At 61.2% G+C, this 21,654-nt stretch carries 23 protein-coding genes; 16 read left to right on the forward strand and 7 right to left on the reverse strand.

Translation table 11 applies throughout. The features are described from left to right. The first annotated feature begins 183 nt into the window (after positions 1-183). The 16 genes from ACQ4MS_RS13965 to ACQ4MS_RS14040 all read left to right on the forward strand — a co-directional run bounded on the left by ACQ4MS_RS13965 (position 184) and on the right by ACQ4MS_RS14040 (position 17,334). Positions 184-4,116 (forward strand): DUF3683 domain-containing protein, encoded by a 3,933-nt coding sequence (locus tag ACQ4MS_RS13965; RefSeq protein WP_431095225.1) that lies wholly within the window; start codon positions 184-186, stop codon positions 4,114-4,116. 76 nt (positions 4,117-4,192) lie between these two features. Continuing rightward, entirely contained in the window at positions 4,193-4,606 is a 414-nt protein-coding gene (locus tag ACQ4MS_RS13970) for a gamma-butyrobetaine hydroxylase-like domain-containing protein (protein WP_431095226.1), read from the forward strand. A 169-nt stretch (positions 4,607-4,775) separates the two neighbouring features. After that, a complete protein-coding gene (gene ubiE, locus ACQ4MS_RS13975; protein ID WP_431095227.1) occupies positions 4,776-5,507 on the forward strand; it encodes a bifunctional demethylmenaquinone methyltransferase/2-methoxy-6-polyprenyl-1,4-benzoquinol methylase UbiE in 732 nt (243 codons plus the stop codon). Between the two features lie 35 nt (positions 5,508-5,542). After that, positions 5,543-6,538, forward strand: coding sequence for a Tim44 domain-containing protein (locus tag ACQ4MS_RS13980; protein WP_431095228.1), 996 nt, complete (start codon positions 5,543-5,545; stop codon positions 6,536-6,538). Positions 6,539-6,792: 254 nt separating this feature from the next. Then, on the forward strand, positions 6,793-7,425 hold the full coding sequence (locus ACQ4MS_RS13985; RefSeq protein WP_431095229.1) for a hypothetical protein: 633 nt from the start codon (positions 6,793-6,795) through the stop codon (positions 7,423-7,425). Continuing rightward, positions 7,422-8,975 carry a ubiquinone biosynthesis regulatory protein kinase UbiB gene (gene ubiB / locus ACQ4MS_RS13990; RefSeq protein ID WP_431095230.1) on the forward strand — a complete coding sequence of 518 codons (1,554 nt, stop codon included), beginning with the start codon at positions 7,422-7,424 and terminating at the stop codon, positions 8,973-8,975. Before ACQ4MS_RS13985 ends, ubiB begins: the two co-directional genes overlap by 4 nt. Positions 8,976-9,089: 114 nt before the next feature. Then, entirely contained in the window at positions 9,090-9,461 is a 372-nt protein-coding gene (locus ACQ4MS_RS13995; RefSeq protein ID WP_431095231.1) for an FmdB family zinc ribbon protein, read from the forward strand. Further along, on the forward strand, positions 9,461-10,090 hold the full coding sequence (locus tag ACQ4MS_RS14000) for a DUF502 domain-containing protein (RefSeq protein ID WP_431095232.1): 630 nt from the start codon (positions 9,461-9,463) through the stop codon (positions 10,088-10,090). The genes ACQ4MS_RS13995 and ACQ4MS_RS14000 overlap by 1 nt, the downstream gene beginning before the upstream one ends. A 52-nt stretch (positions 10,091-10,142) precedes the next feature. Continuing rightward, the gene (gene aspS / locus ACQ4MS_RS14005) at positions 10,143-11,948 is read left to right on the forward strand and encodes an aspartate--tRNA ligase (RefSeq protein ID WP_431095234.1); all 1,806 of its coding nucleotides are present in this window, start codon (positions 10,143-10,145) and stop codon (positions 11,946-11,948) included. A gap of 162 nt (positions 11,949-12,110) precedes the next feature. Next, the gene (gene nudB / locus ACQ4MS_RS14010; RefSeq protein ID WP_431095235.1) at positions 12,111-12,557 is read left to right on the forward strand and encodes a dihydroneopterin triphosphate diphosphatase; all 447 of its coding nucleotides are present in this window, start codon (positions 12,111-12,113) and stop codon (positions 12,555-12,557) included. A gap of 135 nt (positions 12,558-12,692) precedes the next feature. Further along, positions 12,693-13,931, forward strand: coding sequence for a cardiolipin synthase ClsB (clsB, locus tag ACQ4MS_RS14015; protein ID WP_431095236.1), 1,239 nt, complete (start codon positions 12,693-12,695; stop codon positions 13,929-13,931). Positions 13,932-14,063: 132 nt separating this feature from the next. Then, the gene (gene folE / locus ACQ4MS_RS14020; RefSeq protein ID WP_431095237.1) at positions 14,064-14,786 is read left to right on the forward strand and encodes a GTP cyclohydrolase I; all 723 of its coding nucleotides are present in this window, start codon (positions 14,064-14,066) and stop codon (positions 14,784-14,786) included. 2 nt (positions 14,787-14,788) lie between these two features. Then, positions 14,789-15,211 (forward strand): BLUF domain-containing protein, encoded by a 423-nt coding sequence (locus ACQ4MS_RS14025; RefSeq protein WP_431095238.1) that lies wholly within the window; start codon positions 14,789-14,791, stop codon positions 15,209-15,211. Between the two features lie 31 nt (positions 15,212-15,242). Further along, positions 15,243-16,067, forward strand: a complete 825-nt coding sequence (locus tag ACQ4MS_RS14030; protein ID WP_431095239.1) for a DUF429 domain-containing protein — start codon at positions 15,243-15,245, stop codon at positions 16,065-16,067. 80 nt (positions 16,068-16,147) lie between these two features. Then, positions 16,148-16,669 carry a thermonuclease family protein gene (locus ACQ4MS_RS14035; RefSeq protein ID WP_431095240.1) on the forward strand — a complete coding sequence of 174 codons (522 nt, stop codon included), beginning with the start codon at positions 16,148-16,150 and terminating at the stop codon, positions 16,667-16,669. A 239-nt stretch (positions 16,670-16,908) separates the two neighbouring features. Beyond that, positions 16,909-17,334 (forward strand): BON domain-containing protein, encoded by a 426-nt coding sequence (locus ACQ4MS_RS14040; RefSeq protein WP_431099591.1) that lies wholly within the window; start codon positions 16,909-16,911, stop codon positions 17,332-17,334. Positions 17,335-17,489: 155 nt separating this feature from the next. Here the strand turns inward: ACQ4MS_RS14040 and ACQ4MS_RS14045 are convergent, their stop codons facing one another. The 7 genes from ACQ4MS_RS14045 to ACQ4MS_RS14075 form a co-directional block, all read right to left on the reverse strand. After that, positions 17,490-17,804 (reverse strand): BON domain-containing protein, encoded by a 315-nt coding sequence (locus ACQ4MS_RS14045; protein ID WP_431095241.1) that lies wholly within the window; start codon positions 17,802-17,804, stop codon positions 17,490-17,492. A 94-nt stretch (positions 17,805-17,898) separates the two neighbouring features. After that, positions 17,899-18,450, reverse strand: a complete 552-nt coding sequence (locus ACQ4MS_RS14050) for a ferritin-like domain-containing protein (protein ID WP_431095242.1) — start codon at positions 18,448-18,450, stop codon at positions 17,899-17,901. After that, positions 18,447-18,896 (reverse strand): hypothetical protein, encoded by a 450-nt coding sequence (locus ACQ4MS_RS14055; RefSeq protein ID WP_431095243.1) that lies wholly within the window; start codon positions 18,894-18,896, stop codon positions 18,447-18,449. Before ACQ4MS_RS14055 ends, ACQ4MS_RS14050 begins: the two co-directional genes overlap by 4 nt. Before the next feature lie 24 nt (positions 18,897-18,920). Then, positions 18,921-19,286, reverse strand: a complete 366-nt coding sequence (locus ACQ4MS_RS14060; protein ID WP_431095244.1) for a hypothetical protein — start codon at positions 19,284-19,286, stop codon at positions 18,921-18,923. 51 nt (positions 19,287-19,337) lie between these two features. Then, the gene (locus ACQ4MS_RS14065; protein WP_431095245.1) at positions 19,338-19,721 is read right to left on the reverse strand and encodes a hypothetical protein; all 384 of its coding nucleotides are present in this window, start codon (positions 19,719-19,721) and stop codon (positions 19,338-19,340) included. 78 nt (positions 19,722-19,799) lie between these two features. After that, entirely contained in the window at positions 19,800-19,964 is a 165-nt protein-coding gene (locus ACQ4MS_RS14070) for a DUF1328 domain-containing protein (protein WP_431095246.1), read from the reverse strand. A 248-nt stretch (positions 19,965-20,212) separates the two neighbouring features. Continuing rightward, a complete protein-coding gene (locus ACQ4MS_RS14075) occupies positions 20,213-21,553 on the reverse strand; it encodes a sensor histidine kinase (protein ID WP_431095247.1) in 1,341 nt (446 codons plus the stop codon). Between the last annotated feature and the right edge of the window lie 101 nt (positions 21,554-21,654).

Raw genomic sequence — 21,654 nt, forward strand, 5'->3', positions numbered from 1 at the left:
ACGTTAAACGAGACAGTGTAAAAACTGTTTGTGACAAGCGATTTAATCGATTTGCGGGCTTCCCGACAAGCGGGATTTCCATAAGGATACATACGACTTCCATGGCGCCAAGGATAAATGTTGCGCTGCGGTAATATAGGGCAACAGCGCTGGACACGGGTCTGAAGCCGCTGGCTTTTCACGATGAACGCCCCTACTACACTTCAAGAACTCAACGTCTTTGCCGGTGACGCAAAGGCCGGCGAAGCCCGCATCCGCGAGATTCCGTACAACTACACCTCGTTTTCCGACCGCGAAGTGGTCATTCGCCTGCTCGGCGAGCGAGCCTGGGATCTGCTGAACCGCCTGCGCGACGAGCGCCGCACCGGCCGCTCCGCCCGCATGTTGTATGAAGTGCTGGGCGATATTTGGGTAGTGCAGCGCAACCCTTATCTGCAGGACGACCTGCTGGACAACCCCAAGCGGCGCAAGCTGCTGGTGGACGCTCTGCAGCACCGCCTGACCGAAGTCGAAAAGCGCCGTACACCCGATGCGGACCAGCAGCGCGACGCCATCGTGGGTGAACTGCTCGAGGCCGCCCGCGGGGCCGTCGCCCGCTTCTACACCTCCTTCAGCGAGATGTACGACCTGCGTCGCCTGACGGAACGCAAGCTGCGCAAACTGACTCTCAAAGACAACATCAAGTTCGACGGCCTTTCCCGGGTGTCGCATGTCACCGATGCGACTGACTGGCGCGTCGAGTACCCGTTTGTGGTGCTTACGCCCGACACAGAAGTTGAAATGGCCGGCCTGGTCAAGGCTTGCATTGAGTTGGGCCTGACGATTGTTCCGCGCGGCGGCGGCACGGGCTACACCGGCGGTGCGATCCCGCTGACCTGGAAGTCGGCCGTCATCAATACCGAAAAACTCGAAGCCATGACCGAAGTCGAAATGGTCTCGCTGCCCGGCGTTGAAAAGCCGGTCGCCACCGTTTGGACCGAAGCGGGCGTGGTCACGCAACGCGTGGCCGACGCCGCCGAGCGCGGCGGATTTGTGTTTGCAGTCGATCCGACCTCGGCCGAAGCCTCCTGCATTGGCGGCAACATTGCGATGAACGCAGGCGGCAAAAAAGCCGTGCTCTGGGGCACGGCGCTGGACAACCTCGCTTCATGGCGCATGGTGACGCCCGAGGCGCAGTGGCTGGAAGTCACGCGGGTCAGCCACAACCTCGGCAAGATTCACGACGCCGAGATGGCCAGCTTCGAGCTGCAGTATTTCGAAGCTGACGGCAAAACCCCTATTCGCACCGAGCGACTGGACATTCCCGGCAAAACATTCCGCAAGGAAGGCCTGGGCAAAGACGTCACCGATAAATTCCTGAGCGGCTTGCCCGGCATCCAGAAAGAGGGCTGCGATGGTCTCATCACCAGCGCACGCTGGATCGTGCACCGCATGCCGGCGCACACCCGCACCGTGTGCCTGGAGTTCTTCGGCAATGCCAAGGACGCAGTGCCCAGCATCGTCGAGATCAAGGACTTCATGTTCGCCGAGCAAAAGCGCGGCGGCGCCATCCTCGCGGGGCTTGAGCACCTGGACGACCGCTACCTGAAAGCAGTGGGCTACGCGACCAAATCGAAAAAGCACGGCGGCTTGCCGAAGATGGTGCTGTTTGGCGACATTGCCGGCGACGACGCCGATGTCGTGGCGCGTGCCACGTCAGAAGTCGTGCGCATCGCCAACTCACGCCACGGCGAAGGTTTTATCGCCATCAGCCCTGACGCTCGCAAGAAATTCTGGCTGGACCGCAAGCGCACAGCCGCCATCTCCAAGCACACCAACGCTTTCAAGATCAATGAAGACGTGGTGATTCCGCTGCCCCGCATGGCGGAGTACACCGACGGCATCGAGCAGATCAATATCGAGCTAAGCCTGGCCAACAAGATCCGCCTGTGCGACGAGCTGGAGGCGTTTTTCCTCAAGGGCAACCTGCCTCTGGGCAAATCGGACGATGCCAACGACATTCCTTCGGCGGAGCTGCTGGAAGACCGTGTAGCCCAGGCACTGGCGCTGGTAGCTGACGTGCGGGCCCGATGGTCCGGATGGCTGGCAGGCATGGCCACATTGTTTCCGCAGTTGCAAGACCATTCGCTGCGCGCCAGCTGGAAGACCGATATTCGTGCCCAGCTCCAGGCAGTTTTTTCGGGTGGCGCGTTTTTGCCGATCCTGGAGGAGTGCAATGCCATTCACAAGCGCGTGCTCAAGGGCCGCGTCTGGGCGGCGCTGCACATGCACGCCGGTGACGGCAATGTGCATACCAACCTGCCTGTGAACAGCGACGACTACGAGATGCTGCAAACCGCGCATGTAGCGGTGGCGCGCATCATGGTGTTGGCCCGCTCGCTCGACGGGGTGATTTCCGGCGAACACGGCATCGGCATCACCAAGCTGGAGTTCTTGACCGACGAAGAGTTGCGGCCCTTCACCGAATACAAGCAGAAGGTCGATCCGGAAGGCCGCTTCAACAAAGGCAAGTTGCTACGAAATCAGGAGCGGCATACCCATGAAAAACGTGGGCTGGAGGTCGGAAACACTGAAAAATCGGCTCTACACTCCGATCTGACCAATGCCTATACCCCCAGCTTCGGCTTGATGGGCCACGAGTCGCTGATCATGCAGCAGTCCGACATTGGCGCGATTGCCGACAGCGTGAAAGACTGCTTGCGCTGCGGCAAGTGCAAGCCGGTGTGCGCCACCCACGTGCCGCGCGCCAACCTGCTTTACAGCCCGCGCAACAAGATTCTGGCCACCTCGCTGCTGGTGGAGGCCTTTCTGTACGAAGAGCAGACCCGGCGCGGCGTGAGCATCAAGCACTGGGAAGAGTTCGAAGACGTGGCTGACCATTGCACGGTGTGCCACAAGTGCCTGACGCCTTGCCCGGTCGACATCGACTTCGGCGAAGTCTCGATGAACATGCGCAACCTGCTGCGCAAGATGGGGCAAAAGTCCTTCAGGCCCGGCAACGCCGCCGCCATGGTCTTCCTGAACGCCACCAGCCCGCAGACTATCAAGTTCATGCGTGGCGCGATGGTGGACGTGGGCTTCAAGGCCCAACGACTGGCCAACGACCTGATGGGCCGGCTGGCGCGTAAGCAGACGGCACTGCCGCCGGCAACCGTCGGCAAGGCCCCGGTGAAAGAGCAGGTGATCCACTTCATCAACAAGAAGATGCCGGGCGGCCTGCCCAAGAAGACCGCGCGGGCGCTGCTGGACATTGAGGACAAAGATTACGTCCCCATCATCCGTAACCCCAAGAGCACGACTTCTGAGACGGAGGCGGTCTTCTATTTCCCCGGCTGCGGCTCCGAGCGCCTGTTCAGCCAGGTCGGCCTGGCCACGCAGGCGATGCTCTGGCACGCGGGTGTGCAGACCGTGCTGCCGCCGGGTTACCTTTGCTGCGGCTACCCGCAGCGCGGCAGCGGCCAGTTCGACAAGGCCGAGAAAATCATCACCGACAACCGGGTGCTGTTCCACCGCGTAGCCAATACCCTGAACTACCTGGACATCAAGACGGTGGTGGTCAGCTGCGGTACCTGCTACGACCAGTTGCAAGGATACGAATTCGACAAGATATTCCCGGGCTGCCGCATCATCGACATCCACGAATACCTGCTTGAAAAAGGAATCACCCTGCGCACCGACCAGCCCGGTGCCGGTTACCTGTACCACGATCCCTGCCACAGCCCGATGAAACAGCAGGAGCCGATGAAGACCGTCAAGGCACTGCTGGGTAACAACGTGCTCAAGAACGACCGCTGCTGCGGTGAATCGGGCACGCTGGGCGTCACCCGGCCTGACATCTCGACGCAGATCCGCTTTCGCAAGGAAGAAGAGCTGCGCAAGGGCGAAGCCGCTTTACGGCAGGCAGGCGCTGTGGCAGAGGGCGGCAACGTCAAAATCCTGACCAGCTGCCCGAGCTGCCTGCAAGGGCTTTCGCGCTACGGCGACGACCTGCAAAACGGCCTGCTTGAGGCTGATTACATCGTCGTGGAAATGGCCAACCAGATCCTGGGCAAGGAATGGCTGCCGGCCTATGTCGAGGCGGCTAACCACGGCGGCATTGAGCGAGTACTGGTCTAGGGTGTCAACGGGCTTATTACCAAAACCGTGACGGCCTGATCCGTCCGGTCTTTTCCCATTCAGAAAGCGACAACCAATGGCAGGCCTTCAACCCGGTTCACCGACTCCTACCGCGCTGACGGTCCATAGCCAGTCGCGCGTGCTTGAAATCGCGTTTTCCGACGGCGCCGAGTTCAGGATTCCGTTCGAACTCATGCGCGTTTACTCGCCGTCTGCTGAGGTACAGGGACACGGCCCGGGTCAGGAAATCCTGCAAACCGGCAAGCGCGAGGTGACCGTAGTTGAGCTCGAGCCCATTGGCAACTACGCGGTCAAGCCGGTGTTTTCCGACGGCCATGAGAGCGGCATCTTTTCGTGGGACTACCTCTACAAGCTGGGCGCCGAACAGGCCCAGCTGTGGGATGAGTACCAGCGACGCCTGCAGGCAGCCGGTGTTGATCGCGACGCGCCCATGGTTGCAGCCGGTGGCCACGGCTGCGCAAGCCACTGATTTTGCGAACCACTCGAACCCCCCGTCTCGACGTGCCGGTGCGGCAAAAAAGCCCGTGCCGCGGCACTGTTGTTTTTCCAGCATAAAAGCCCGCAATAAGCCCGCAATGCCCCGCGTCAGGTCAGGGTTGTCGGGATCAATCGGGACTTTGCCCTCTAGCATTGACATCATGAGCAGCACCCACTTCGGTTTTGAATCTGTTGACGAGCAGGACAAGGCGCGCCGCGTGCGCGGGGTGTTTGATTCCGTCGCGCCCAAATATGACGTGATGAACGACCTGATGTCCATGGGCCTGCATCGCGCCTGGAAGGCCTACACCGTGCTGGTGGCCAATGTCAAAGAAGGCCACCAGGTGCTTGACATCGCCGGCGGCACGGGTGACCTGGCGCTGGCCTTTGCCCCCAAAGTGGGCAGCACCGGGCGTGTGGTCCATACCGACATCAACGAAGCGATGCTGCGCGAAGGCCGCAACCGCCTGCTGGACGCCGGCGTGAGCCTGCCGACGCTGGTGTGCGACGCCGAACACCTGCCGTTTCCCGATGCCAGCTTCGACGTGGTGACCGTGGCCTTCGGCCTGCGCAACATGACGCACAAGGAAGACGCGCTGCGCGAGATGAACCGCGTGCTCAAGCCCGGCGGCAAGCTGCTTGTGCTGGAGTTCTCCAAAGTGGCCAAGCCATTGGAAAAAATTTACGACTGGTATTCCTTCAAGGTACTGCCGCGGCTGGGCAAGCTGGTGGCCAATGACGACTCAAGCTACCAATACCTCGCGGAGTCGATCCGCATGCATCCGGGTCAGGATGAACTGAAAGCCCTGATGCATAAAGGTGGTTTTGGTCATGTGGACTATCACAACATGACAGGCGGCGTAGTGGCATTGCATGTTGGAATCAAGTGTTGAGTATTGAAGTGTTGAAGTGTGATTAAGGAGACGATATGAAAATTTGGTCCGCAATTCTTTCTGCCGTGCTGGTCACGGTCATGGTCCTGGCAGGCACGTCCGCTGAGGCCAAGCGCCTGGCAGGCGGCAAGTCAATCGGCAAACAGTCGTCCAACGTCACGCAACGCGAGGCCGCGCCTGGCGGGGCCAATACCGCCGCCAAGCCGGGGGGTCCCGCGGCAACACCAGCGGCTGCCGCACCCAAGAGGCCTTGGGGCGCCATGCTGGGCGGCCTGGCCGCAGGTCTGGGCCTGGCCTGGCTGGCTTCTTCGCTGGGCCTGGGCGAAGCCTTCGGCCAGGTCATCATGTTTGCCCTGTTGGCATTGGTGGTCATGGTGGTGATTGGCTTCATCATGCGCAAGCTCAAGGGTGGAGCCGGCAACGCACAAGGTTCCGCGCCCGGCCAGACGCCGTTTGCGTTCCAGGGAGCCGGCAACGCCACCACCCCGAAGAACTACAGCCCTGAAAACGTCGGCAACGACTCGTCTGCGCGCCCTTGGGAGCGCAGCAGCATGGCTTTCGACGCCAACAAATACGACGCGGCCGCGCCCGCCGCAGGTGGCTCCATGATCGGCTCGGCCTTGCTGGGTGCGCAGTCCTGGGGCGTTCCGGCCGGGTTTGACGCTGAGGGTTTCCTCAAGGCCAGCAAAGCCAACTTCGTGACGCTGCAGGACGCCTGGGACCGCTCCGACATCCAGAGCCTGCGCGCCATGATGACCGACGACATGCTCGAGCAGATCAAGACCCAGCTGGCAGACCGCGAATCGCATACCGGCGGCCATACCAACAAGACCGAGGTCGTGATGCTGGACGCCCAGTTGCTTGGCATTGAGGAGCTGAGCGACGTCTACATGGCCAGCGTGGAGTTCTCCGGCATGATCCGCGAAGACGCCTCCGCAGGCGCCAGCCCATTCCGCGAAGTCTGGAACATGACCAAGCCGCGTAGCGGCGGCAGCGGCTGGCTCGTCGCTGGCGTACAGGCTCTCCAATAACCGCCGTTCAGGCTCATTTCGTGTAGCCTGCTCCCCCGTTAAAAGGGGGCGGCGCCTGGGGCCGGCAAAGCCGGACCCTCGGCCCCCGCTGGTGAAATACCCCTGCACTGGTTACACCACTGAATCTTCAGGCCAGCATGAGCTGCGGAGCTGGCTTCGCCAGGCCGCAGGCGGGTGGTCCCCTCGGGGGGGGCAGCGACCCACACGAAGTGGGAGAGCGTGGGGACTCTATTTGCTGTCAAAATCAGGGGCGTATGAATACCTCGCCCACGTCCCCTTTTTCATTTCTGGAATCCATCGCCACCCGTTTTCAGCCACCCGCCTGGGTGGTGGATGAGGGGCAGCAGCGGCTGGTGCTGTTCCTGAACCACGTCCTGATGCAGGAAAAGCAGGCACAAGACCGCCTGTTGCGGCAAAAAGGGCGTGTGGTCCACCTTCAGTGGGGCCTTTTTTCCATTGACCTCGTTGTGACCCCCGCAGGCCTTGTAGACCGTGCATCGCCGTCTGCCAAGCCTGATCTCTCCCTGGCTGTTGCCACCGAATCTCCGCTGGTTGCCCTGCAATCCGTCATGGCCGGCAAACCGCCTCCGGTGAAGATCGAAGGTGATGTGCAGCTGGCCGCCGAATTGGGCTGGCTGGCTGAAAACCTGCGCTGGGATGCTGAGGAAGACCTGTCCCGCCTGATCGGCGATGCGCCCGCCCATGCAGTGGCGGATATGGGCCGCAAGCTGTTTGAAGGGCTCAAGCAATTTTTGGCAAAGACACCGCTGTCACCTTCCGCTTCTTCTTTTTCTCCTTCCTCCGCGGTTGTCAGCCCGGCAGCGCCGGCCCCGGCGGGCTCCGCGACCCCAGGTGAGGGCGGCGCGCCTGCGAAGGCGCCTGCATGACCCGCCTCTTTCGAGGCATTTTTATCGTCTGGACCGTGCTGCGGTTCGGACTTGACGAACTGGTGCTTTCCAGCTTTCAGCGCCCCTGGATACGTCTGCTGACCCGCATCGTTTCGGTCGGACGCAACCTGAAGGCGCCGCGCGGAGAGCGCCTGCGCGAAGCGCTCGAAAGCCTGGGTCCCATCTTCGTCAAGTTCGGTCAGGTGATGTCAACCCGGCGCGACCTGTTGCCGCCCGACATCGCCGACGAACTGGCACGCCTGCAAGACCGGGTACCGCCTTTTGACTCCACGATCGCCGTCGCCATCATTGAAAAAGCCTTTGGCCGTCCGTTGGACCGTATTTTTGCGAGCTTTGAGCACACCCCGGTCGCCAGCGCTTCGATTGCCCAGGTGCACTTCGCGACCTTGCCCAATGGCCGCGAAGTTGCCGTCAAGGTGCTGCGGCCCCACATGCTGCCTGCCATCGAAAAAGATCTGGCGCTGATGCACATGATGGCCGGCTGGGTGGAAGGCGCTTCGGCCGACGGCAAACGTCTCAAACCACGCGAAGTGGTCGGCGAGTTCGATAAATACCTTCACGACGAACTGGACCTGCTGCGCGAGGCCGCCAATGCGGCGCAATTGCGCCGCAACATGCAAAACCTGGATCTGGTGATGATCCCTGAGATGGTCTGGGACTTCTGCATGCCTGACGTCATGGTGATGGAGCGCATGAAGGGCGTGCCCATCAGCCAGGTGCAGCGCCTGCGCGATGCCGGTGTGGACATGAAAAAACTGGCGCGCGATGGTGTCACCATTTTCTTTACCCAGGTGTTCCGTGACGGCTTTTTCCATGCCGACATGCACCCTGGCAACATCCAGGTCAGCCTGGCGCCGGAAACCTTTGGGCGCTACATCTCACTGGACTTCGGGATTGTGGGCACACTGACCGAAATCGATAAAGAGTATCTGGCGCAAAACTTCAGCGCGTTCTTCCAGCGCGACTACAAACGTGTGGCTGAGCTGCACCTCGAATCCGGCTGGGTGCCGCCCGAGACACGGGTGGACGAGCTGGAGGCTGCCATCCGCGCCTGCTGTGAACCCTACTTTGACCGGCCCTTAAGGGAGATTTCGCTTGGATTGGTGCTGATGCGGCTGTTCCAGACCTCACGGCGCTTTCACGTCGAAATCCAGCCGCAATTGGTGCTGTTGCAAAAAACCCTGCTCAATATTGAGGGCTTGGGACGGGAACTGGACCCCGAACTGGATCTCTGGAGCACCGCCAAACCTTTCCTCGAAAAATGGATGCTGGAGCAAGTAGGCCCCGAGAAACTGATGGCGCAGCTCAAGGCGGAAGCACCTGCCTACGCCAAGCTGCTGCCCGGCCTGCCGCGCCTGCTGTCGCAGTACCTGAAATCCCCCCCAGGCATCACCCGCAGGGAGCTCGAAGAACTGCTGCACGAGCAAAAACGCACCAACAAGCTGTTGCAAAGCCTGATTTATGGCGGTTTGGGTTTTGTTTTGGGCCTGATTGCGATGCAGTTCATCCTGCGCGTCCGGGTCTTCTAAAGGCGCCGGGGACGCCCCCAACGGCCTATAATTGAAGGCTTTGCATCTGGAAGCCTTTTCCAGGTAAATTTCCCGGGCGTACCTCGGGAATATCCCCTCAAAGTCTCAAGCACTATGCCAATCTACGCCTACAAATGCGAGTCCTGCGGGCATGCCAAGGACGTTCTGCAAAAAATCTCGGATGCGCCGCTCACTGTGTGCCCGCAATGCGGTGAACCCGCGTTCAAAAAGCAGGTCACGGCTGCAGGCTTTCAGCTCAAGGGCTCGGGCTGGTATGTAACGGATTTCCGCGGCGGCAACAGCACAGGCGCGCCTGCCCCCAAGACTGACGGCGGTGAGGCAGGTGCCAGCGCTGGCGACAGCAAGCCAGCCGACACCGGCGCGGCCGCACCGGCCAGCACTCCCGCAGCCTCTTCGCCTGCGCCCGCGCCTGCGGCACCTGCCAAGGCATCCGGCGGCGACTCCTCTTCCAAGACTTCCTCGTGATGGCTTCCCTTCGTCGATGGCTTCTGGCCGGATTGTTGGTGCTGGTGCCCCTGGCGATCACGCTGTGGGTGCTCGACTGGATCGTCGGTACGCTCGACCAGACATTGCTGATCCTGCCGGGCTCCTGGCACCCCGACAAACTGCTGGGTTTTCATATCCCCGGTTTCGGCGTCTTGCTCACGTTGTTGATCGTGCTGCTGATGGGCGCCATTGCCAGCAACTTTTTTGGCAAAAAACTGGTGCGCTGGGGCAATTCCTTTCTCAGCCGCATTCCCATCGTCCGCTCGATTTATTCCAGTGTGAAGCAGGTGTCCGACACGGTGTTCTCGGAAAACGGCAACGCCTTTCGCAAGGCTTTGCTCGTGCAGTGGCCACGCGAAGGCGTCTGGACGATCGGTTTTCTCACGGGTACGCCCGGTGGCGATGTGGTCAACCATCTGCAAGGCGACTACCTGAGTGTTTATGTGCCGACGACGCCCAACCCCACCGGCGGCTATTTCGTCATGCTGAAGAAAAGCGACTGCATCGAGCTCAGGATGAGTGTCGATGAAGCCTTGACCTATGTGATTTCCATGGGCGTTGTGGTTCCCGCCAAAACGGCAACCCCGCCTTTGACCCCACCTCTTTAAACAGCGAAAACTGCAACCCTGCGCATGAGGCGCTGAAAGTTCGAGTATTTTTATGGCCATCGTTTCCCAAATGCGTTCCAACTATTGCGGTCTGGTGACCGAGAGTCTCATGGGCCAGACCGTGAGCCTGTGCGGCTGGGTCAATCGCCGGCGCGACCACGGCGGTGTGATCTTCATCGACCTGCGCGACCGTGAAGGCTATGTGCAGGTCGTGTGCGACCCTGACCGCGCCGACATGTTCAAGACTGCTGAAGGCGTGCGCAACGAGTTTTGCGTGCAGGTCAAAGGCGTGGTGCGGGCCCGCCCTGAAGGCACGACCAACGACAACCTCAAAAGCGGCAAGGTCGAAGTGCTGTGCCACGAACTGATCGTGCTGAACCCCAGCGTGACGCCGCCGTTCCAGCTTGACGACGACAACCTGTCGGAGACGACGCGCCTCACACACCGTGTGCTGGATCTGCGCCGCCCCTACATGCAGAACAACCTGATGCTGCGTTACCGCGTGGCCATGGAAACGCGAAAATTCCTCGACGCCAATGGCTTCATCGACATCGAAACCCCGATGCTGACCAAGAGCACGCCCGAAGGCGCGCGCGACTACCTGGTACCCAGCCGCGTCAACGAAGGCATGTTCTTCGCGTTGCCGCAAAGCCCGCAGCTGTTCAAACAGTTGCTCATGGTGGCCGGCTTTGACCGCTACTACCAGATCACCAAGTGCTTCCGTGACGAAGACCTGCGCGCCGACCGTCAGCCTGAATTCACGCAGATCGATATCGAAACCTCCTTCATGGCCGAGCAGGACATCCGCGACATGTTCCAGGGCATGATCAGCAACATCTTCAAGACCGTGCTGGACACCGATTTGGGCGAGTTCCCCGTCATGGCCTACGCCGACGCCATGCACCGCTTCGGTTCCGACAAGCCCGATTTGCGCGTGAACCTGGAGTTCACCGAGCTGACCGACGTGATGGCGACGGTGGACTTCAAGGTTTTCAGCACTCCCGCCACCACCGCCGGTGGCCGTGTGGTTGCCTTGCGTGTGCCAGGCGGCTCCGAGATGAGCCGCGGCGAAATCGACGGCTACACCGAGTTCGTCAAGATCTACGGCGCCAAGGGCCTGGCCTGGATCAAGGTCAACGATGTGAGCAAAGGCCGCGACGGCCTGCAGAGCCCCATCGTCAAGAACCTGCACGATGCAGCCCTTGCCGAAATCCTCAAGCGCACCGGCGCGCAAAATGGCGACATCATTTTCTTCGGCGCCGACAAAGCCAAGATCGTCAACGACAGCATTGGCGCGCTGCGCCTGAAAGTCGGTCACAGCGAGTTCGGCAAGAAAACCGGCCTCTTCGCCAAGGGCTGGAAGCCGTTGTGGGTGGTTGACTTCCCGATGTTCGAGTTCGACGAAGACGGCCAGCGCTGGAGTGCCGTGCACCATCCTTTCACCGCGCCCAAAGACGGCCACGAAGACTGGATGGACACCGATCCGGGCCGCTGCATCGCCAAGGCCTACGACATGGTGCTCAACGGCTGGGAACTGGGCGGCGGTTCGGTCCGTATCCACCGCGCCGACGTGCAGAGCAAGGTGTTCAGCGCACTGAAGATCGGCCCTGATGAGGCACAAGAGAAGTTCGGCTTCCTGCTGGACGCACTGCAGTACGGCGCACCGCCGCACGGCGGCCTGGCTTTCGGCCTGGACCGCATCGTCACCATGATGACGGGCGCCGAGTCGATCCGCGACGTGATTGCTTTCCCGAAAACCCAGCGCGCGCAGGACTTGCTCACGCATGCGCCAAGCCCGGTGGACGAAAAGCAATTGCGCGAATTGCACATCCGCTTGCGCAATCCCCAGCCCGTCTAATGTGGCCCCCACGGTCTCTCACTGCGTGTAGTTCCCTGCCCCCCGAGGGGGCCGCTGCGCCTGCGGCCCGGCTAAGCCGGTTCCGCGGCCCCTGCTGGTTTGTGGCTTTACCTTTCGTTCGCCCTGCGGCTCGGCGAAAAGAGTGTGGCTTTCAGGGCTAGCTTGAAGCCGTTCAAGATCCCCGAATCGGTGCTCGTGGTCATCCACACACCGCAACGCGCGGTACTGCTCATAGAGCGCGCCGACAACCCGGGTTTCTGGCAAAGCGTCACCGGCTCCAAAGACACGGAGGAGGAGGTTTTGCTGGAAACTGCGATGCGCGAGGTGCTGGAAGAAACCGGCATCACGGCCGCACCCGCGCAGTTTCGTGACTGGGGCCTGTCCAATGTTTACGAGATCTATCCGGTCTGGCGGCACAGGTACGCAGCCGGCGTCACCCGCAACACGGAACATGTCTTCAGCCTCTGCGTGCCCGATGCCTGCGAGGTGAGGCTGAATCCCCTGGAGCACACCGCCTGGCGATGGCTGCCGCACCATGAGGCAGCCGACCTATGCTTTTCGCCCTCGAACGCGGAAGCGGTGCTGCTGCTGCCCACATTCATGACTTGAGCCGCGCCGCGCGGCAGACGCAACACTTTGTGAGTTGGCGTTTCACGGGATTGGCAAACAGCGGCCGCTCGGTTTAAATGGATTGCACTCCACGCTCCATCTCCGCCCACTCGCAAGGGACGAACGCCACCGGCCATGCTGTACCGATTTCACAAGACAGGCGGGCTACAGCTGCTGCAAGGCGGGCAGGAGTACTTTCCCGCCTTGATCCGGGCGCTGGACGCGGCGCGGACCTGGATACAGCTGGAAACCTACATTTTCGATCTCCACGGCGCCGGGGCCGAAGTGGCCGAGGCGCTGCTTCGCGCGGCGGGCCGCGGCGTGACAGTGCAGGTCCTGGTGGACGGCATAGGCACCAACCCCTTGCCGCCGCAGTGGCGGGAAAAATTCGCGCAGGCCAAGGTCGAATGGTTTGTGTATTCGCCCTTGGGAACAGGCTTGCGCGGCCTGGGTTTGCTGCTTCCGGAACGCTGGCGCAGGCTGCACCGCAAGCTCTGCGTCATAGACCAGCACACGCTGTTTTGCGGCGGCATCAATGTGCTGGACGATTTTTACGACCCCAACCATGGCGACCTTGAAGCGCCGCGCGTCGATTTTGCCGTGACGATGACCGGCCCTCTGGCCGTGCAGGCAGCCGACGCCATGGCGCTGCTGTGGTGGCGTGTGCAGGCCGGCTATAGCGCGCGGCAGCGCCACATGGCCGCTGCGTGGGAGCGCTTCAAGGCGGCCGGCTACGGCGGACGCACCGGCAAGACGCCGGTGGCTGCGGCCAGCGAAACCGGCGACACCGGCGCCGGAGGCCCGAAGGCGGCGCTGATCCTGCGCGACAACCTGCGTAACCGCAGCAGCATCGAGCGCGTCTACCGCAAGGCCATCGGCAAGGCGCACCAAGAGATCATCATCGCAAACGCCTACTTCCTGCCCGGCGGCAAGCTCCGGCGCGCCCTTGTCAGCGCGGCCAGGCGCGGCGTGCGCGTGACGCTGCTGCTGCAGGGGCGCTACGAATACTTCATGCAGTACCACGCGGCCCGTCCCGTCTATGGCGCGCTGCTGGAAGCCGGCGTGGAGATCCATGAATACGGGGCGGGCTTCCTGCATGCCAAGGTGGCCGTGGTGGACGGGCACTGGGCCACCGTGGGGTCGTCCAACCTCGATCCCTTAAGCCTGCTCCTGGCCCGCGAAGCCAATGTAGTGGTCGAGGACAAGGCTTTTGCAGAAGGCCTGGCGGGCATCCTGCGCGAGGCCATGGTGACCCAGGGGCGGCGCATGGAGCCGGCGGCCCACAGCCACCGCCCCCTTGGCCAGCGCCTGCGGGGCTGGGTGGCTTACGCCCTGGTGCGGCTGGCGCTGCTGGTGGCCGGCCAGCGCTATTGAAGCCCTGGGCCATGTCACGCGGGTAAGCTACTAAATTGATAGCTGCTTGTGCCCATTCTGCAAGGGCAGGATGCCAAAGACCCTGTTAAATTCCGGACAAGACGGCACAGGGGCAGGCTGGTAATATCTGGCATGCTTATGAAATCCGACACGCCCCCCCAGGACGCGACCGGCGAGGGTACGCCCGTTTCCGTCAAGATTCGCGAACGCCTGTCCCTGGCACGCAAGCGCTTTCACGCCAATGACAACATCGCCCAGTTCATCCAGCCCGGAGAGCTCGAAAAGCTGCTGGACGAGGTCGAAGTCAAGATGCAGGGCGTGCTCGACAGCCTGGTGATAGACACAGCCGGGGACCACAACACCAACAACACGGCGCGCCGCGTGGCCAAGATGTACCTCAACGAGGTGTTCAAGGGCCGTTATGTGCAGCCGCCCACCATCACCGAGTTCCCTAATGCCGAGCACCTCAACGAGCTGATGATCGTCGGGCCCATCACGGTGCGCAGTGCCTGCTCGCACCACTTCTGCCCGGTCATCGGCAAGATCTGGATAGGCGTGCTGCCCAATGAACACACCAACGTGATCGGCCTGTCCAAGTACGCCCGTCTGGCCGAATGGGTCATGGGCCGCCCGCAAATCCAGGAAGAAGCCGTGGTGCAGCTGGCCGACCTCATCATGGAAAAGACCCAGCCCGACGGCTTGGCCATTGTGATGGAGGCCAGCCACTACTGCATGGCCTGGCGCGGCGTCAAAGACATGGACAGCAAGATGATCAACTCGGTGATGCGCGGCGTGTTCCTGAAAGATTCGACTTTGCGCCGTGAATTCCTCGCACTGATTCCCCAAAAAGGCTAACCATGTTGGTACGTTTACTTTATGCAAGCCGCGCGGTCGACACCAGCCCCGAAGCCATCGAAGGCATCCTGTCGCAGTCGCGCCAGCACAACCCGGCCACCGGCATCACCGGCATTCTCTGCTATGGCGGTGGCATCTTTCTGCAGGCGATTGAAGGCGGTCGCATGGCAGTCAGCGAACTCTTCGGCCACATCCAGCACGATGCCCGCCACAAGGACGTGGTGCTGCTGCATTTTGAGGAAATCTCAGAGCGCCGTTTCGGCGGCTGGACCATGGGGCAGGTCAACCTCTCCAAGCTCAACCATTCCATCCTGCTGAAATACTCCGAAAAAGCCGAACTCGACCCCTATTCCGTCTCCGGCAAAGTCTCCTACGCACTGCTCGAAGACCTGATGGCCACCGCTTCCATCTGCGGGCGCGTTTGAGCCTGGCGGCAACGCCAGGGAGGAGGCGCGCATGGCGCCGGTGACCGGCCTGCTTCTGGGCTGCGATTTCTCCAGCAGTCCGAGCCGCCGCAAACCCATCGTGATGGCCACCGGCTCCGCGGCCGGCGGCCGTGTGCTGCTCGTGAGCCTGGAGCGCATCGAGTCGCTGGACGGTTTCGAACAATGGCTGCGCCGCGAACCCGCTTGGCTAGGTGCTTTTGATTTTCCTTTCGGCTTGCCTCGCGAACTGGTCGAACAGCTCGGCTGGCCCGGCCATTGGCCGGATTTGATGCTGCACTACGCGGCGATGAGCCGGCCCGACATCCGCACCGCCTTCGCCGCCTTCTGCGACGCGCGTCCCGCCGGGCGGAAGTTCGCCCACCGCGCGGCCGACGGGCCCGCCGGCTCCAGCCCATCGATGAAATGGGTCAACCCGCCGGTCGCCTACATGCTGCATGCCGGCGTGCCGCGGCTGCTGGCGGCCGGCGTGCACCTGCCCGGCCTGCACGAGGGGGACCTGGGCCGTGTCGCGCTGGAGGGCTATCCCGGCCTGCTCGCGCGCGAGGTGCTTGGCAGCCGGTCGTACAAAAGCGATGACAAGGCAAAACAGACGCCGGAACGGCTGATTGCGCGCAAGGACCTGATCACCGCGCTGGAAAACGGGCAAACCCGGCTGGGGCTGCGCCTCAAGGTCAGCCATGCCCAGCGCGATGCGCTGGCCGACGACGCCAGCGGTGACAGCCTGGATGCGGTGCTGTGCCTGATGCAGGCAGCCTGGGCCTCGCAGCGGGGCGCTCCGCGCTACGGTCTGCCGCTGGAGATGGACCCGCTCGAAGGCTGGATCATCACAGCCTGAGACTGCGCAAGCGGGCGGCGATACTGTTTGTTTGCCCGGCATATTCACTTTCCCTCCAGCGCTTCAAGTTTTTTCGGACAATGCTCTCGCTTTCACAGGCACTCGCCATCATCACCTTGCTGGTCTTGGGGCTTCCGGCCCGGGCCTCCCCGCTGGCTACACCTCCGGCGCCGGCCTGGTCCGGCGTGGTCAGCTATGTGGTTGACGGCGATACCGTCAGGGTGCGGCCGCCAAGCGGCGGCAAGCCTATCAGCGTTCGCATCAACGGCATCGACGCGCCGGAAATCTGCCAGGCCGGTGGCTCCGCATCCCGCGACGCGCTCATGCGCAAGCTGCTGGGTCAGCGCGTGGCGGTGTATGGCCGACATCACGATGACTATGGCCGCTTGCTGGTGAAGATCACGCTTAAAGGCGAGGACACGGGCGAGTGGATGGTGGCGCAGGGCCTGGCCTGGTCTTACCGCAGCCGCGCCAGCGCGGGTCCCTACGCCGAGCAGCAACGGCGTGCCCGAGCTGCGGGACTGGGAATCTTTTCACCGTCGCACGCTGTGCCGCCGGTGTATCCCGCGCAGTTTCGCAAGCAACACGGAAGCTGCCGCTAGCCGCGCGCTGTCCCTTGTCCTACGGCTGTTTCAGCTGGCGCCGATGTGCGGGCGCAAGTTCGCTGGCTAGAGTGACTGTGCGCGGACATTGCTTCGCGAATTTCCTGCATCCGACCGGTCAACCCGGGCCGCCGCATAGTCCCCAACAAGGAGCCATCGTGATTTCCAAACTTTTCAGTCCCACGCGTGAGGGCCATGCCCGTCGTCTTGTGGTCGTCCTGGCTGCGCTCTCCGCAGTGATGGCTTTATCGGCCTGCAACAAGCAAGATGAGGGGAAAACCGCCGGCCAGCAACTCGATTCGGCCATTGCCAAAACCGAAGAGGCGGCCGCCAGGGCCAAGGCCAAGGCGGAAAGCGAAATGGCCAGTGTCGGCGCCGCGGTAAAAAACGCAACCCAGGGCGCCGAGTCTTCAGCCAAGGACATGACCGCCAAGGCCGGTGAAACAATCGACGACCTCACGATCACGACAACCGTTACCGCCGGGTTCGCGAAAGACCCCGACTTGAGCGTGCTCAAGATCAATGTGGATACCCGCAACGGTGCTGTGACCCTCAACGGTTCCGCGCCCACGGCGGCCGCGCGTGACAAGGCCGCCGCGCTGGCCAAAACGGTCAGAGGCGTCAACTCAGTCAACAACAAACTCGTGGTGAAGGCTGCGGGCTAGTTCTGGCCTGCTCGGCGCGCCCCCTTTTTTCAAAGACTTAGGGTAATTTTTTGCACCACCGGCTGCGAGCCCAGACGCAGAAAAGGCAGGCGTGGAAACTCCACGGCCTGCCTTTTCCGGCCACATGACAGTGGCCGTGTCTTGAAAAAACCCGTTTACGGACGAACGACGATATCGTTACGAACGGCCTTGACGTTCTTCACATTGCGGGCAATGTTCTCGGCCTGGGCTTTTTCCGCGGCGGATTTGGCGAAGCCGGAAAGCTGGACGGTGCCATTGAGTGTTTCCACCTTGATAGAGGTGGCCGCCACGGTTTTGTCCTCGACAAATTTCGCCTTCACGGAAGTCGTGATGGCGGCGTCATCCACGTACTCACCAGCGGTGGATTGACCACGCCCCACGGCGCAGCCGCTGCCAATGATGGTGATGCCTGCCAGGGCGGCGAATGCAATTGCGCGAGCGTATTTCATATTGTTTTCCTCTAGGGTTGGTTTAATCGTTGCGGTGCATGGTTAAAAAGGCCTGTCGGCTGGCGGCACCACGCCGGCCGACCTGCGGTAATCGTTATTTCTCCAGCCAGTCCTTGAGCTCATCGGCATGCTCTTCTTCATCCGCCAGAACATCTTCGAGCAGGCGGCGCGTTGTAGGATCTTTGTCGCCAATCAGCGCGATCATCTGCCGGTAAGTTTCAACAGCGACACGTTCGGCGACCAGGTTGACCCGGACCATGGTCTTGAGATCGCTGGATTCGTCGTAATCGGCATGGCTGCGCTGAAGCAGGGTGGCCGGTGAAAAGTCCGGCGCGCCCCCTAGCTGTACGATCCGCCTAGCGATGCGGTCTGCATGTCCCGACTCTTCGTTGGCATGCACGAGGAATTCATCGGCGATGGCGGGAGATGACACCCCACTGGCCGTGAAGTAGTGGCGCTTGTAGCGCAGCACACAGATCAGCTCTGTTGCCAATGCGTCGTTCAGAAGCTTGACGATCGCATCACGATGAGGCCCGTACGCCGGAGTGATCGCGCCGTCAGCGAGGCTGTTGCGGGCGGCGTTCAGGCCTGTTTCATCGAGAGCCAGGCCGCTGATATCGGCACTTGAAACGGGGGAGGTATTCATTTTGTTTGCGAGGTCTGTTCAGGGCGCTGCGGTGTGCTTGACAGCATGGAAAACAAGGCGCCGGAGAGCTCGGAGGACTTGAGCGCGGCCACGAGGACACCACCCAGTGACACAAGCCGCCAGGGCTTTAGCACGACCGCCGCCGCACCCGCCGCTGCAGCAAGACCTAATAACTGGAGCGGCTTTTCCTCAGCGTATTTGCCGATGGCTGGACGAGCCAGATGAAATGCAATGCTCACAGGGTGATGCTGCCACCAGCTTCCCACGACGTGTTTGAGAATGCCCCAGGTTCCACCGTCCCCAAAGTTCGCCGGATCTTCTGCCTCTGACTCCCCGGCGCCGGCTTCTTCGTCATGGGCCAGTTGGTCGCGGCTCATGTGCCTGACGATGGCCTTGCGGCTATTGGCCAGTCTTTCCACCGGCGTAGGGGAAGTAAGGGAAGTCATGCGATATCCTGGTGGCACGGGGTGTCAGGCTGCCACTCGCAATGCACGCGCATCGCTGTCAATCTGCGCTTTCAGCTCGGGAAATCGTTCGTGGACGAAAGGCTTGCGCGCCCGCAGTGAAGCTACTACCAGGATTGCCAATGCAATACCCGGCACAATTACCAATGCCCAGTGGAACTGGTTCTGCAGCATGCCAAGCATCACAGCCGTTCCCGCCAGCCCCAGAAATACGACAGCCGCCAGCACTGCGATGACCCACGCAACCGCCCGGGAAAGCAACTCGGCACCTGCATCGGAAGCTTCCTCGTGGAAGAGTGCCGCATAGGCCGACAAATGGTCCATGACGAGGTCAGGCCGTTGCACGATCGTGGAAAACAGGGGGTGAAGCATGGGAAATGGTCTGGGTCCGGGCGAAAGATCGGGGGCGTCTGACGCAGTGAATCAATAACGGTTCTGGTTGCGGTGGCGTGCAGAGGAAATCAGCAGTGCAACGCCGGCGCCTACTGCTGCTGCAATCAATACCGAGCGAAGGGGTTGCTCCGAAACATAGCGTGTAGTGGCACCCGCAGCATTGGACAGTGACTGCTGCGCGCGATGTTTGGCTTCCGATGCGATTTCCAGGCTCTGGCGTGCCAGGTGCTGGGCCTTTGAAGTCAGCATGTCTACAACAGGGTCCACGCTTCCGCGCAGTTCGCGAGCCTTGTTCTCAGCTTTGTCGAGTGCGTCATTTGCATAGCTTCGGGTGGTATCCGCAGTTTTTTCTGCCGTGTGCAGCAACTCATCAGCGCTTTGGCGGGCGGTTTTGGCGACGGTTTGGGTGTTCATGTCAGTCCTTGGGTAAGTGGATAGGTTGGGGTCAGGGAACAGGAGCCGGCGAGGGGTATCGAGAGGAGAAGGAAGTGATCAATTCTTCCTGATCAAGCTGATGACAAAACTCACGATAGCCATGACGGCAAAGATGAAAAAGAGAATCTTGGCGATCTCGACAGCGCCTGCCGCGATGCCGCCGAAGCCGAACACGGCGGCGATCAATGCGATGACAAGAAAAATGACGGAGTAGTGCAGCATCTCGGGCTCCTTGCTGGGTAGAAAAGAAATGGTGCTTCTTTCGAAACGCCTTCAGCAAGGTTAAGGAGCGCGGTCCGTGTCTCTCATCGGCTGTCAGCGTGAGGCCCTGTCAGTTCGCGCGGGCACGCCCTGTAGGAGGTGGCCGACATTTTGTTACGCCGGCAGTACGCGTTTTGAAAAGAGCCACCGGACATTTCAAGTCCGGCAACAGCGGGAGCGCCGGAGATTTCAGCAGCGGTCGGGACTGCTCACAGTGCTTTTGGCAGTACTGCGGAGATGCGCGTGCCGCTGGCTTCAGAGCTGGCTACTGTCAAGCGCCCGCCGGCCGCTTCCACGCGGTGACGCATGCCGGCCAGGCCATGGCTTCCCGAGCCGACGCTCTCAAGCTTGAAGCCTTTGCCATTGTCCTTGACCTCCACGGTGATGTAGCTATCAAAATTGTGAAGGCTGATTTCAGCTTGCGTGGCCTCTGCATATTTACCGATGTTTGTCAGTGACTCCTGCACCAGGCGGTAGACCGTCAGCTGCGCGGAGCCTCCGAGCTCAACCGATTCCAGGTCAGTGGTGATAGACAGGCCGGAGCGCTCTTCGAACTCGCGCGCAAGGATTTCAAGGGAAGCCACCAGGCCCAGGTGTGACAACGAGGAGGGCCGCAGGTCTTCCACGATGCGGCGTTTCAGGGCAATACCGCTGTTGAGCGTGTTGGTCAGGTGCGTCAGCCGTTCGGCTGCTTCCGGCAGGTTGCCTGCCAGGCGTGATTTCAATCGGGCGACATCCAGCTTTGCGGCGGTTAAAAGCGCTCCCAGCTCGTCATGCAGCTCGCGCGCCAAATGACCCCGCTCGTCCTCACGCACATTTTGCAGGTGAGTAGCCAGCTCGGCCAGATTGGCTGTTCTTTCACGCACCTGTATTTCGAGGAAATCTCGCTCGCGTTGCAGGGATTCCTGTTCACGCCGACCGGATGCAATCAGCGCTTTGGTTTGAAGCAGGTACATGTAAAAAGCCAGCAGGCCCGCGAGGGCCATGGCCGCAATGCCAATGCGGGAGAGCTGCAGCGCCTTCTTGATCTGAACTTGCCCTTGTTCCATCTTGCTGATGCTGTTTGAGGCCAGTTTGGCGGACTGCTCGCGGATCGCCTCCATATGCTCTTTCCCGACATCCGTGGTCAGGACAAACTTCCAGGCATCTTCGTTGCCTTCCTTGCGCATGCGCACGCTTAAATCCATTTCGGCCAGCTTGCGCGAGACGTGCCTGGACATGACGCCGAATTCCGAGAGCTGATCCTTGTAAGGGGTGAACAGCTGGCGCAAGACATCCAGGTTCTGGTCTATATCGGCCAAGGCCGTGTTGTAAGGTTCCAGGTACCGGACGTCACCGGTCAGGAGGTAGCCACGCTGCCCGGTTTCCGCATCCAGCATATGTTGCAGCAATTTGGTGATGGCGCCGCGGGTTTGCTGGGCCTCTTCAATACTGGCCGCCGCTTCTGTGGATTTCTGAAAACTGGCCTCATTAATGAAAATGAGAATCGCGGCGGCCAGCACCGCCAGGGGCAGGCTGACGGCCATTTGGGGGATCGCAAATCGTTTCACGGCAAACTCCATTCAGTAATTCGGTGAAAATTTCGTCAATAATGAACACTGAAAATCAATGCGGATGTCCGGCAGGCCATCTTTTTCATTGCGTTGCCCGC

The sequence above is a fragment of the Polaromonas aquatica genome (assembly GCF_050626995.1).
Classification (GTDB): Bacteria; Pseudomonadota; Gammaproteobacteria; order Burkholderiales; family Burkholderiaceae_C; genus Polaromonas; species Polaromonas aquatica_A.